This is a genomic window from Streptomyces rhizoryzae (assembly GCF_023155275.1).
Classification (GTDB): Bacteria; Actinomycetota; Actinomycetes; order Streptomycetales; family Streptomycetaceae; genus Streptomyces; species Streptomyces rhizoryzae.
In genome coordinates this window covers 25,494-37,036 of the sequence record NZ_JALMUV010000040.1, presented here as the reverse complement: position 1 = coordinate 37,036, position 11,543 = coordinate 25,494, and the positions used below count along the sequence as shown (strand labels likewise).

The following is an 11,543-nucleotide window of genomic DNA, read 5'->3' as shown; positions in this document are numbered from 1 at the left end:
GAAACTGTGACCGAGACCACCGAGAACACCCCGCAGGGCGGGCCGCTGCTGAAGGTCCGCGGCCTGGTCCGGCACTTCCCGATCACCAAGGGCCTGCTCAAGCGCCAGGTCGGCGCCGTCCAGGCGGTCGACGGGATCGACTTCGAGGTCCACCCCGGGGAGACCCTCGGGGTGGTCGGCGAGTCCGGCTGCGGCAAGTCGACGATGGGCCGGCTGATCACCCGGCTCGACGAACCGACCGGCGGCTCCATCGAGTTCGAGGGCCAGGACATCACCCACCTGTCCCCGGGTCGGCTGCGGCCGCTGCGCCGGGACATCCAGATGATCTTCCAGGACCCGTACGGGTCGCTGAACCCCCGGCACACCATCGGCGGGATCGTCTCGACCCCGTTCCGCCTCCAGGGCGTCACGCCCGAGGGCGGGGTGAAGAAGGAGGTGCAGCGGCTGCTGGAGCTGGTGGGCCTGAGCCCGGAGCACTACAACCGCTATCCGCACGAGTTCTCCGGCGGCCAGCGGCAGCGCATCGGGATCGCCCGGGCGCTGGCCCTCAAGCCCAAGCTGGTGGTCGCCGACGAGCCGGTCTCCGCCCTCGACGTCTCCATCCAGGCGCAGGTCGTCAACCTCATGGACGACCTCCAGGAGGAGCTGGGCCTGACCTACGTCATCATCGCCCACGACCTGTCGGTGATCCGGCACGTCTCGGACCGGATCGCGGTGATGTACCTCGGCAAGATCGTCGAACTGGCCGACCGCGCCGCGCTGTACGCCTCACCCCTGCACCCGTACACCAAGGCGCTGCTCTCGGCCGTCCCGGTGCCCGACCCCAAGCGGCGCACCCAGCGCGACCGGATCCTGCTCAAGGGCGACGTGCCCTCGCCGATCAACCCGCCGTCCGGCTGCCGGTTCCGCACCCGCTGCTGGAAGGCGACCGAGGAGTGCGCCACCACCGAGCCGCCGCTGGTCGAGCTGCGGACCGGGCACCGGGTGGCCTGCCACCACCCGGAGAACGCGCCGGACAACACGGGCGCGGGGGCGGGACGTTCGGCCGGTGACGCCCCCGGTAAGGCATCAAGTGGCCAGTAACTCCTGACGACTTGGCAAAGTCGCTGGTGGTGGCGGACGGGAGAGTGCAGAGTCGGCGCGGTTGTTCATCATCTCCGCGTTCTGGAAAGGGACGGCTCATGGCACTCTCCCGTTCTGCGCGTCGCTCCTCCCGCTGGCTGGCGCTGGCCACCGCGGTGGCCTCGGCCGCGACCATCGCCGCCGCCCCCGCGGCCACCCCGGGCGCCCCCGGCATCGGCGACCCGTACTTCCCCGGCCTGGGCAACGGCGGCTACACCCCCCTCCACTACGACCTCGGCGTCAGCTACCAGCCGGACTCCGGACGGCTGGACGGCCGGACCACGCTGACCGCCCGCGCCACCCAGCAGCTCTCCGCCTTCGATCTGGACCTCCAGCAGCTGACCGTCGACCGGGTGCAGGTCAACGGCCGCCCGGCGGCGTTCTCCAGAACCGGCGACGAGCTCGTCATCCGGCCCGGCCGCCCGCTCGCCCGCGGCGAGCGCTTCGCGGTCACCGTCGTCTACCACGGCGTCCCCAAGCCGCTCAGCGGCCCGATCGTCTTCGGCTCGCAGTACGGCTGGATGAAGACCAAGGACGGGGTGTTCGTCGCCTGCGAGCCGAACGCGGCCTCCACGTGGTTCCCCTCCAGCGACCACCCGGACGAGAAGGCCACCTACGACATCCGGATCGACGCCCCCAAGGGCCTGACCGGGGTCTCCAACGGGCGGCTGGTCGGCTCCGGGGAGCGCGGCGGCCGGTCGTGGTTCCACTGGCGGGAGGACCGCCCGATGGCGCCGTACCTGGCCACCGCCACCATCGGGAAGTTCGACGTGCGCACCGGCACCACCCCCGGTGGCACCCCGATCTACGTGGCCACCGACCCGACCCTGCCGGCCGGCAAGGTCGACGTCTACGGCATCACCGCCGAGGCCACCGACTACTGGTCCAAGCTCTTCGGGCCGTACCCGTTCGAGGAGACCGGCGCGATCGTGGACGACATGCCGCAGGCCGGCTTCTCCCTGGAGGTGCAGTCCAAGCCGGCGTACTCGGCGGTCCGCAGCGAGGGCACCATCGTCCACGAGCTGGCCCACCAGTGGTTCGGCGACTCGGTCTCGGTCCGGCAGTGGAAGGACATCTGGCTCAACGAGGGCTTCGCCAGCTACGCCCAGTGGCTGTGGGCCGAGCACCGCGGCACCAGCACCGCCCACGACGCGTTCCGCAAGGCGTACCGCGCCATACCGGCCGATGACGCGTTCTGGAAGATCAAGGTCTCCGACCCGCAGCGGGACACCATGTTCTCCGACGCGGTCTACGAGCGCGGGGCGATGACCCTCCAGGCGCTGCGCGAACGCATCGGCGACCGGGCCTTCTTCCGGCTGCTGCCGGCCTGGACCGCCCGGCACCGCTACGGCAACGCGGACACCGCGGACTTCATCGCGCTGGCCGAGAAGATCTCCGGGCAGCGGCTGGGCGACCTCTTCCACGCCTGGCTGGACACCACCGGCCGGCCCGCGCTGCCGGGGGAGTGAGGGGCTAGGGGGCCCTGGAACTAGGGGGCGTCCCGCTCCGGCCCCCGGCCGCGCAGCTGCTGCGGCCGGGGGAGCTGGAGCCCGAGGTAGACCGCGCCCATCCGCAGCGCGAACACCACCCCCGCCGAGACCGCCGCGGCGGGGGTGGCACCGGCGCCGAGGCGGTCCATCAGCAGGTAGCAGCAGGCGCCGGCGAGCGCGGCGATGGCGTAGACGTCCTCGCGCAGCAGCAGCGGGGGGAACTCCCCGCACAGCACGTCGCGGATCACCTCGCCGGCCACGCCGGTCAGCACCGCCAGGATGATCACCGCGAGCGGGGTGACGCCGGCCGCGAGGGCCGCCCGGGCGCCGATCACCGTGACCACCGCGAGCCCGAGGGCGTCCACCACCAGCAGCGACTTGCGCGGCAGCGACCAGAACCGCAGGTAGAGCATGGTGCCCACGCCGACGCAGATGATCACCGTCAGCAGCACCCAGTCGTGCGTCCAGTACAGCGGCCGGCGGTCCAGGATCAGATCGCGCAGGGTGCCGCCGGAGATGGACGCGGCGAAGGCCAGGACCAGGCCGCCGAACGGATCCATGTTGGCGCGGTAGGCCGCCAGCACGCCGCTCGCGGCGAAGGCCGCGACCCCGACCAGGTAGAGCACATGAAGCATGCGGTCATCATGACAGCCCCGGAATCCGGTCCTCCGGCCGCGTTCCGGACCCGGCCCGCCCGGGAGCCCGGTCCGCTCCTCGACATTGGCACTACCGGTCGGTAACCCATCGGTGTAGCGTGCCGCCATGGCACAGGAGAGCACGGACACCGCGGCCCCCAGCGAGTTCGACCGCGACACCGCGGTCACCCGGCGCGCCCCGGGCGTCTACGACACCCACCTCTCCGCGGGCTGGACGATCATCAACGCCGTCAACGGCGGCTACCTCCTCGCCCTCATGGGCCGCGCCCTGGGCGACGCGCTCCCGCACCCGGACCCGCTCACCGTCACCGCCCACTACCTGACCGCCTCGGTGCCCGGCCCCGCCGTCATCCGCACCGAGGCGGTCCGCACCGGCCGCACCCTGTCCACCGGCACCGCCTCGCTCGTCCAGCGCGACGGGGACGGCACCGAGGTCGAGCGGCTGCGGGTGCTGGCCACCTACGGCGACCTGTCCGCCCTGCCCGACGACGTCCGCACCACCGCCAAACCGCCGGAGCTGCCGCCCTACGAGCACTGCCTCGGTGCGGACAGCGCCCCCGGCGGCCGCCCGGCCATCCCCGGCAGCACCGCGATCGCCGGCCGCCTGGACCTGCGGCTGGACCCGGCGACGGTGGGCTGGGCGGTGGGCGCGCCCTCCGGGCGGGGCGAGATGCGCGGCTGGTTCGGCCTCGCCGACGGCCGCGACCCCGACCCGCTGTCCCTCCTGCTCACCGTCGACGCGCTGCCGCCCACCGCCTTCGAGCTGGGCCTGACCGGCTGGGTCCCCACCGTCGAACTGACCGTCCACGTCCGCCACCGCCCGGCCCCCGGCCCGCTGCGGGTCGCCATCACCACCCGCAACCTCGCCGGCGGCTTCCTGGAGGAGGACGCCGAGGTCTGGGACTCCGCCGACCGCCTGGTCGCCCAGTCCCGCCAGCTGGCCCGGACGATCCTGGCCGACCGGAGCTGACCGGCCGGCCCCGGGGCCCGGTGGTCGCCCCCGTCCCCGTTGCCGTGCCCCAGCACGGTCCACCGCACCTCGCCCGACGCGCTCCGGAACACCTGGTCCAGTACCCACTGTGTCATGAGCATCAAGCTAATGACTCCTTACAGGCTTGTCGACGGTGGAGCGGGCCCCGGGGCGTGACGGACGCCTGTCGCGCCGGGTGCGCGGCGAGCGCGCGCGTCCCCGGGGTCCGCCGCTGCGGTGTGCGCCCGCCCGGATGCGCCCCCGCACGGGGTGTGCTCCCGGTGGCGGCTCGTAGAATCAGCGCACCATGGTTTACCTCGACCACGCCGCCACCACCCCGATGCTTCCGGAGGCGGTGCAGGCGATGACCGCCCAGCTGACCGTCACCGGGAACGCCTCCTCCCTGCACGCCGCCGGCCGACGGGCCCGGCGCACCGTCGAGGAGGCGCGCGAATCGCTCGCCGCCTCCCTGGGCGCGCGGCCCAGCGAAGTCGTCTTCACCGCGGGCGGCACCGAGGCCGACAACCTCGCGGTCAAGGGGTTGTACTGGTCCCGCCGGGCGGCCGATCCGGCCCGTACCCGGATCCTGGTCAGCCGCGTCGAGCACCACGCCGTCCTGGACGCCGTGGAGTGGCTCGCCGAGCAGGAGGGCGCCACCGTCGACTGGCTGCCGGTCGACGGCTACGGCCGGGTGCACGCCGAGGCGCTGCGCGAGGCCGTCGCGCGCAACCCCGCCGACGTCGCGCTGGCCACCGTCATGTGGGCCAACAACGAGATCGGCACCGTCCAGCCGATCCGCGAACTCGCCGCGGTGGCAGCGGAGTTCGGCATCCCGCTGCACGCCGACGCGGTGCAGGCGGTGGGCCAGCTGGACGTCGACTTCGCCGCCTCCGGGCTGGCCGCGATGACCGTCTCCGGCCACAAGATCGGCGGCCCGTACGGCATCGGGGCACTGCTGCTGGGGCGGGAGTACGCGCCGGTACCGGTGCTGCACGGCGGCGGCCAGGAGCGCCACGTCCGCTCCGGCACCCTCGACACCCCCGCCATCGCCGCGTTCGCCGCGGCCGGCCGGTACGCGGTCGAGCACCGGGAGCGGTTCGCCCGGGAGATCGGCGCGCTCCGCGACGACCTGGTCGAGGCGGTCCGGGCGGCCGCGCCCGACGCCCTCCTCGGCGGCGACCCCGACCCGGCCGGCCGGCTGCCGGCCAACGCCCACTTCACCTTCCCCGGCTGCGAGGGCGACTCCCTGCTGCTCCTCCTGGACGCCCAGGGCATCGCCTGCTCCACCGGCTCGGCCTGCACCGCCGGCGTCGCCCAGCCCAGCCACGTCCTGCTGGCCACCGGCATGTCCCAGGACCTGGCCCGCGGCACGCTGCGCTTCTCGCTGGGCCACACCTCCACCGCGGCGGACGTCGCGGCCCTGGCGGAGGCCATCGGCCCGGCCGTCGAACGGGCGCGGGGCGCGGGGCTGAGCTAACCGGCCGCGGGAGCCGCCGTGCGGGCCGCGGAGGCCGCCGGGCGGGACAGTTCGGCGCGGACCAGGGCCAGGTAGTGCGGCCAGTCCCAGTGCGGGCCGGGGTCGGTGTGGTCGGTGCCGGGGACCTCCACGTGGCCGACGATGTGCTCGCGGTCGGCGGGGAAGCCGTAGCGGCGGCAGATCGCGGCCGTCAGCCGGGCCGAGGCGGCGTACATGCCCGGGGTGAACGACTCCGGGCGGTCCACGAACCCGGCGTGCTCGATGCCCACGCTGCGCTCGTTGTAGCCGCGGTTGCCGGCGTGGAAGGCCACGTCCAGCTCGCGTACGGTCTGCGCGATGTGCCCGTCGCCGCGGACGACGTAGTGCGCCGACGCCTCGTGGAACGGGTCCCGGAAGACCTTCAGGGCGGTGGCGAAGCTGCCCTGGACGACGTGGACGACGACCCGGTCGACGGTGTAGTCGTCCGGGCGGCCGGCCAGGCGGTAGTTCGCCGGGGAGGCCGCCGACCACTGCGCGCCGGCGAAGTCCACCTCGCCCTCCCTGCGCGGGCGGGCGTTCCCCGGCAGGCGGTACCACCACGACGCCAGCTCGTCGCGGGCCGCGACCGCCGCCGTCCCCGCGGCCACCACCGCACCGCCGCCGAGCAGCAGTGCCCGCCGCCGGGTGAGCCGGGAGCGCTTCCCGGGCCGCTCGCCGGACGCCCCGCCGGGCCCGGCACCCGGCTCCGCACCGGGCTCCCCGGCGGGGACCGCACCGGGCCCCGCCGCGTCCGCGGGCCGCCGCGCACCGTGCCGTCGCCCGTCCCGGGCCTCTTCCGTCGCCGCCATGCCTTCCACAACGCTTTCCGGCCGCTCTCCGGTTCCGTCTACTCTGGAGGGGCTATGACTGATGCCGCCGCCCCCCGCCGCCTCCGCGTCCTCGCCGCCATGTCCGGCGGAGTGGACTCCGCCGTCGCCGCGGCCCGCGCCGCCGAGGCGGGCCACGACGTCACCGGCGTCCACCTCGCCCTCTCCGAGAACCCGAAATCTTTCCGGACCGGCGCCCGCGGCTGCTGCACGATCGAGGACTCCCACGACGCCCGCCGTGCCGCCGACGTGATCGGCATCCCGTTCTACGTCTGGGACCTGGCCGAGCGCTTCCGCGAGGACGTGGTCGAGGACTTCATCGCGGAGTACGAGGCCGGCCGCACCCCGAACCCCTGCCTGCGCTGCAACGAGAAGATCAAGTTCGCCGCCCTCCTGGACAAGGCCCTGGCCCTGGGCTTCGACGCGGTGTGCACCGGCCACTACGCCACGGTCCTGGTGCGCCCGGACGGCTCCCGCGAACTGCACCGCGCCGCGGACATGGCCAAGGACCAGTCCTACGTCCTCGGCGTCCTGGACGACCGCCAGCTCGCGCACGCCATGTTCCCGCTCGGCGACACCGCCACCACCAAGGCCGAGATCCGCGAAGAGGCCGCCCGCCGCGGCCTGTTCGTCGCGAAGAAGCCCGACAGCCACGACATCTGCTTCATCGCCGACGGCGACACCCAGGGCTTCCTGGCCAAGCGGCTGGGCACCGCCGAGGGCGACATCGTCGACGAGTCCGGCGAGGTGCTGGGCAGCCACGACGGTGCCTACGGCTTCACGATCGGGCAGCGCAAGGGACTGCGGATCGGCCGCCCGGCCCCGGACGGCAAGCCCCGCTACGTCCTCGACATCTCCCCGGTGACCAACACCGTCACCGTCGGCCCGGCCGCCTCCCTGGACGTCACCGCGCTCACCGCGATCCGCCCCCGCTGGTGCGGCCGCCCGCCGCAGGCCGGCCCGGCCCGCTACACCGCCCAGCTCCGCGCGCACGGCGGGGAGACCGAGGTCACCGCCGAGCTGGTCGGCGGCGCGGAGCTGCGCGTCACGTTCGACGAGCCGGTGCGCGGCGTCGCCCCCGGCCAGGCGATCGTCCTCTACGACGGCACCCGCGTGGTCGGCTCGGCGACGATCGCCGGCACCACCCGGCGCACGGCCGCTGCGGCACCGGAGCGCCAGGCCGGCTGACCCCGGCACCGGTGCCCCCGGCGGCCGCCCCTGACAAATGTCACCGCCAAGTCGGGACAGTTGAGGCTGCCGGGCCCCCGCCCCCGTGCCCGAGGCTGGGAGCACCCGGAACGGCACGGTGCCGTTCCGCCCGACGCGGGGGAGCACACGGTGAGTCAGCAGCAGTCCGATGCCGGCCAGTTCGCGAAGTCCTTGGTGCCGCTGGTCGTCGACGCCGGCATTCCGATGGCGGCGTACTACGTCCTCAGCAGCGGCTTCGGCCTCGGCGACGTGGCCGCGCTGGCCTGGAGCAGCGTCGTCCCGGCGGTGCGCACGGTCTGGGGCCTGGTCCGGGACCGGTCCGTCAACGGCCTCGCGCTGCTGATGCTGGTCGTCAACGTCGTGGGCCTGGCCACCAGCACGGTGACCGGTGACGCGCGGCTGATGATGGCCAAGGACAGCGCCGTCAGCAGCGTCACCGGTATCGCGCTGCTGGTCTCGCTGCGGTCGCGGCGCCCGCTGATGACCGCGGGGCTGAAGCCGTGGGTGACGAAGGGCGGTGCGGCGGGGGACGCCGCGTGGGAGCGGCTGCGGGGGCGCGGCGGGCGGTTCCGGCGCCTGGAGCGGCGGTTCACGGCGATCTGGGGGAGCGCGCTGCTGGCCGAGTGCGTGGTCAGGGTCGTCCTGGTCTACGTCCTGCCGGTGCACGTCATGGTCTGGCTGGGCACGGTGCTGACGCTGGTGGCGGTCCTGGCGGCCATGCTGATCGCCGGTGGCAGCTGCGCGGAGCCGATGGAGCGGATGGTCAAGGACGAGGTCGAGGCGGAGATCCGGGCGGAGATGCGGGCGGGGAGCGAGGCCGGCAACGGCGCCGGGGCGGAGCGGCACCCGGCCGCGGCCACCGCGGCCGCCGGCCGCTGAGGCGGAGCGCGCCGGGGGAGTTGGGGAAATCGCGTACAGATCGGCGAGCCGGGCACCCCCGCTCTCGATCGGCCGGGGCCCGGAGCATAAGGTTCGCGATGCGACGGGACATCCAAGGCCCCGCGTCGACGGTTCAACGGCGATCCGGACGGCACGCGGCTTTCGTCGGCCACGAAGGGAACGGAAGTCATGTCGACTGTTCAATCTGAGGTCAAGCACGGCGGTCTGACCGCCGAGCTGGCTTCCCTGCACGCCGAGCTGATCCGTCGGAACCCGGGTGAGGCGGAGTTCCACCAGGCGGCGCTGGAGGTCCTGGAGACGCTGGCACCGGTGCTGGCGGCCCGCCCCGAGTTCGCGGACGCCAAGATCCTGGAGCGGATCGTCGAGCCGGAGCGCCAGATCATGTTCCGGGTGCCCTGGCAGGACGACGCCGGCCGGATCCAGGTCAACCGCGGTTTCCGGGTGGAGTTCAACAGCGCCCTCGGCCCGTACAAGGGCGGTCTGCGCTTCCACAAGTCCGTCAACCTCGGCATCGTGAAGTTCCTCGGCTTCGAGCAGATCTTCAAGAACGCGCTGACCGGCCTGAACATCGGCGGCGGCAAGGGCGGCAGCGACTTCGACCCCCACGGCAGGTCCGACGCCGAGGTCATGCGCTTCTGCCAGTCCTTCATGACCGAGCTGCACCGCCACCTCGGCGAGCACACCGACGTGCCGGCCGGCGACATCGGCGTCGGCGGCCGGGAGATCGGCTACCTCTTCGGCCAGTACCGGCGGATCACCAACCGCTGGGAGGCCGGCGTGCTGACCGGCAAGGGCCTGGCCTGGGGCGGCTCCAAGGCCCGTACCGAGGCCACCGGTTACGGCAACGTGCTGTTCACCGAGGAGATGCTCAAGCGGCGCGGTGAGGAGCTGGACGGCCAGCAGGTGGTGGTCTCCGGCTCCGGCAACGTCGCCATCTACACCATCGAGAAGGCCCAGGCCCTGGGCGCCAACGTGCTCACCGTCTCGGACTCCGGCGGCTACGTCGTCGACGAGAAGGGCATCGACCTCGCGCTGCTGAAGCAGATCAAGGAGGTCGAGCGGGGCCGGGTCAGCGACTACGCGGAGCGGCGCGGCGGTTCGGCGAAGTACGTCGCCGGCGGCAGCGTGTGGGACGTCGCCTGCGATGTGGCGCTGCCCTCGGCCACCCAGAACGAGCTGGCCGCGGACGCCGCCCGGGTCCTGATCCGCAACGGCGTCAAGGCGGTCTCCGAGGGCGCCAACATGCCCACCACCCCCGAGGCGGTGGCGCTGCTGAAGGAGGCCGGGGTCGCCTTCGGCCCGGGCAAGGCCGCCAACGCCGGCGGGGTGGCCACCAGCGCGCTGGAGATGCAGCAGAACTCCGCCCGCGAGGCGTGGTCGTTCGAGCGGGCCGAGGGTGAACTGGCCGCGATCATGCGGAACATCCACGACACCTGCTTCGAGACCGCCGAGCGCTTCGGCGCGCCCGGTGACTACGTGGCGGGCGCCAACATCGCCGGCTTCGAGCGGGTCGCCGACGCGATGCTGGACCAGGGCCTGATCTGAGGGCCCGCCCGGGCCCGGGTGCGGAACGCCTTTGCACCCGGGCCGTAGGGTGAACGGCATGAACATCTGCGTCTTCTGTTCCGCCGCCGACCTCGACGACCGCTACGTCACCCCGGCCCGCCGGTTCGCCGAACTGATCGGCAAGGGCGGCCACGCCCTGGTGTGGGGCGGTTCGGACATCGGGCTGATGAAGGTCATGGCGGACGGCGTCCAGGAGGCGGGCGGCAAGCTCCTCGGCGTGTCCGTGGAGTTCCTGGCGCACAAGGCGCGGGCCGGTGCGGACGAGATGATCGTCACCCGGGACCTCGCCGAGCGGAAGGCGCAGATGCTGGCCCGGGCCGACGCCATCGTCATCATGGTCGGCGGTACCGGCACGCTGGACGAGGCCACCGAGATCCTGGAGCTGCGCAAGCACGGGCTGCACGGCAAGCCGGTGGTGCTGCTGAACACCGCCGGTTTCTACGACGGTCTGAAGACCCAGTTCGAGCGGATGGCCGCCGAGGGCTTCCTGCCCGTCCCCCTGTCCGAGCTGGTGTTCTTCGCCGAGGACGGGGCGGGCGCGCTGGCCTACCTGGAGGAGCAGGCGGGCCTCGGGGGCTGACCGGTGGCCCGGACCCCACGCCGTAGGATCGCGGGTATGGGTACGCACTTGATCACGGGCGCCGGGTCGGGCATCGGGGCGGCGGTCGCGCGGCGGCTGGCCGAGCGCGGGGAGGAGCTGTGGCTGCTGGCCCGCGACGTGGGCCGGGCCAAGGAGCTGGCCGAGCGCTTCCCCGGGGCGCACACCCTGGTGGGCGACCTGGCCACGCCCGAGAAGCTGGACTGGGCGCTGGGGCACCAGCGGCTGCCCGAGCGGCTGGACTCCCTCCAGCACATCGCCGGCGTGATCGAGCTGGGCGCGGTCGCCGACCTGCCCGCCAAGGCGTGGCAGCGGCAGCTCGCCGTCAACCTCGTCGCGCCCGCCGAGCTGACCCGGCTGCTGCTGCCGCTGGTCCGGGTCGCCCAGGGCGACGTGGTCTTCGTCAACTCCGGCGCCGGGCTCACCGCGAACGCCCAGTGGGGCGGCTACGCCGCGAGCAAGCACGGCCTGAAGGCGCTGGCCGACTCGCTGCGCGCCGAGGAGCACGACAACGGCGTGCGGGTCACCTCGGTCTACCCGGGGCGCACCGCCACGCCCATGCAGGAGAGCACCCACCGGCAGGAGGGCAAGGCGTACGACGCCGCCCGGTGGATCGACCCGGAGTCGGTGGCCACCGCGATCCTCACCGCGATCGACCTGCCGCGCGACGCGGAGCTGAAGGACGTGGTGGTCCGCCCCGGCCGCTGACC

Annotated in this window: 11 protein-coding genes; 9 read left to right on the top strand and 2 right to left on the bottom strand. The window is 73.6% G+C overall.

The genetic code is table 11. The features are described 5' to 3' along the window. Positions 1 to 6: 6 nt before the first annotated feature. Together MUU72_RS26765 and MUU72_RS26760 are read left to right on the top strand one after the other, a co-directional pair. Positions 7 to 1,083, top strand: coding sequence for an ABC transporter ATP-binding protein (locus MUU72_RS26765; RefSeq protein ID WP_248015977.1), 1,077 nt, complete (start codon positions 7 to 9; stop codon positions 1,081 to 1,083). Positions 1,084 to 1,181: 98 nt separating this feature from the next. Then, the gene (locus MUU72_RS26760) at positions 1,182 to 2,591 is read left to right on the top strand and encodes a M1 family metallopeptidase (RefSeq protein WP_248015976.1); all 1,410 of its coding nucleotides are present in this window, start codon (positions 1,182 to 1,184) and stop codon (positions 2,589 to 2,591) included. 20 nt (positions 2,592 to 2,611) lie between these two features. On the opposite strand, the gene MUU72_RS26755 is transcribed toward MUU72_RS26760, so the two are convergent. Further along, entirely contained in the window at positions 2,612 to 3,247 is a 636-nt protein-coding gene (locus MUU72_RS26755; RefSeq protein ID WP_248015975.1) for a trimeric intracellular cation channel family protein, read from the bottom strand. A gap of 127 nt (positions 3,248 to 3,374) precedes the next feature. On the opposite strand from MUU72_RS26755, the gene MUU72_RS26750 reads away from it, so the two are divergent. Continuing rightward, the gene (locus MUU72_RS26750) at positions 3,375 to 4,238 is read left to right on the top strand and encodes a thioesterase family protein (protein ID WP_248015974.1); all 864 of its coding nucleotides are present in this window, start codon (positions 3,375 to 3,377) and stop codon (positions 4,236 to 4,238) included. A gap of 307 nt (positions 4,239 to 4,545) precedes the next feature. Further along, positions 4,546 to 5,715: a cysteine desulfurase family protein gene (locus MUU72_RS26745; protein ID WP_248015973.1), complete on the top strand. Its 1,170-nt coding sequence runs from the start codon at positions 4,546 to 4,548 to the stop codon at positions 5,713 to 5,715. Here the strand turns inward: MUU72_RS26745 and MUU72_RS26740 are convergent. Continuing rightward, a complete protein-coding gene (locus tag MUU72_RS26740) occupies positions 5,712 to 6,542 on the bottom strand; it encodes an N-acetylmuramoyl-L-alanine amidase (RefSeq protein ID WP_248015972.1) in 831 nt (276 codons plus the stop codon). The genes MUU72_RS26745 and MUU72_RS26740 overlap by 4 nt on opposite strands. A 54-nt stretch (positions 6,543 to 6,596) precedes the next feature. On the opposite strand from MUU72_RS26740, the gene mnmA reads away from it, so the two are divergent. The 5 genes from mnmA to MUU72_RS26715 all read left to right on the top strand — a co-directional run bounded on the left by mnmA (position 6,597) and on the right by MUU72_RS26715 (position 11,541). Continuing rightward, positions 6,597 to 7,748, top strand: coding sequence for a tRNA 2-thiouridine(34) synthase MnmA (gene mnmA, locus MUU72_RS26735; protein ID WP_248015971.1), 1,152 nt, complete (start codon positions 6,597 to 6,599; stop codon positions 7,746 to 7,748). 150 nt (positions 7,749 to 7,898) lie between these two features. Further along, positions 7,899 to 8,648 (top strand): VC0807 family protein, encoded by a 750-nt coding sequence (locus tag MUU72_RS26730; RefSeq protein WP_248015970.1) that lies wholly within the window; start codon positions 7,899 to 7,901, stop codon positions 8,646 to 8,648. Between the two features lie 189 nt (positions 8,649 to 8,837). Next, positions 8,838 to 10,214 carry an NADP-specific glutamate dehydrogenase gene (gdhA, locus tag MUU72_RS26725; RefSeq protein ID WP_248015969.1) on the top strand — a complete coding sequence of 459 codons (1,377 nt, stop codon included), beginning with the start codon at positions 8,838 to 8,840 and terminating at the stop codon, positions 10,212 to 10,214. Positions 10,215 to 10,272: 58 nt separating this feature from the next. Further along, on the top strand, positions 10,273 to 10,815 hold the full coding sequence (locus MUU72_RS26720; RefSeq protein WP_248015968.1) for an LOG family protein: 543 nt from the start codon (positions 10,273 to 10,275) through the stop codon (positions 10,813 to 10,815). A 36-nt stretch (positions 10,816 to 10,851) separates the two neighbouring features. After that, a complete protein-coding gene (locus tag MUU72_RS26715) occupies positions 10,852 to 11,541 on the top strand; it encodes an SDR family oxidoreductase (protein WP_248015967.1) in 690 nt (229 codons plus the stop codon). The last annotated feature ends 2 nt before the right edge of the window (positions 11,542 to 11,543 follow it).

Coding starts and splice junctions, on each gene's coding strand:
- MUU72_RS26760 (WP_248015976.1), top strand. CDS start 1,182: ATGGCACTCTCCCGTTCTGCGCGTCGCTCCTCCCGCTGGCTGGCGCTG.
- MUU72_RS26755 (WP_248015975.1), bottom strand. CDS start 3,247: ATGCTTCATGTGCTCTACCTGGTCGGGGTCGCGGCCTTCGCCGCGAGC.
- MUU72_RS26750 (WP_248015974.1), top strand. CDS start 3,375: ATGGCACAGGAGAGCACGGACACCGCGGCCCCCAGCGAGTTCGACCGC.
- MUU72_RS26745 (WP_248015973.1), top strand. CDS start 4,546: ATGGTTTACCTCGACCACGCCGCCACCACCCCGATGCTTCCGGAGGCG.
- MUU72_RS26740 (WP_248015972.1), bottom strand. CDS start 6,542: ATGGCGGCGACGGAAGAGGCCCGGGACGGGCGACGGCACGGTGCGCGG.
- mnmA (WP_248015971.1), top strand. CDS start 6,597: ATGACTGATGCCGCCGCCCCCCGCCGCCTCCGCGTCCTCGCCGCCATG.
- gdhA (WP_248015969.1), top strand. CDS start 8,838: ATGTCGACTGTTCAATCTGAGGTCAAGCACGGCGGTCTGACCGCCGAG.
- MUU72_RS26720 (WP_248015968.1), top strand. CDS start 10,273: ATGAACATCTGCGTCTTCTGTTCCGCCGCCGACCTCGACGACCGCTAC.
- MUU72_RS26715 (WP_248015967.1), top strand. CDS start 10,852: ATGGGTACGCACTTGATCACGGGCGCCGGGTCGGGCATCGGGGCGGCG.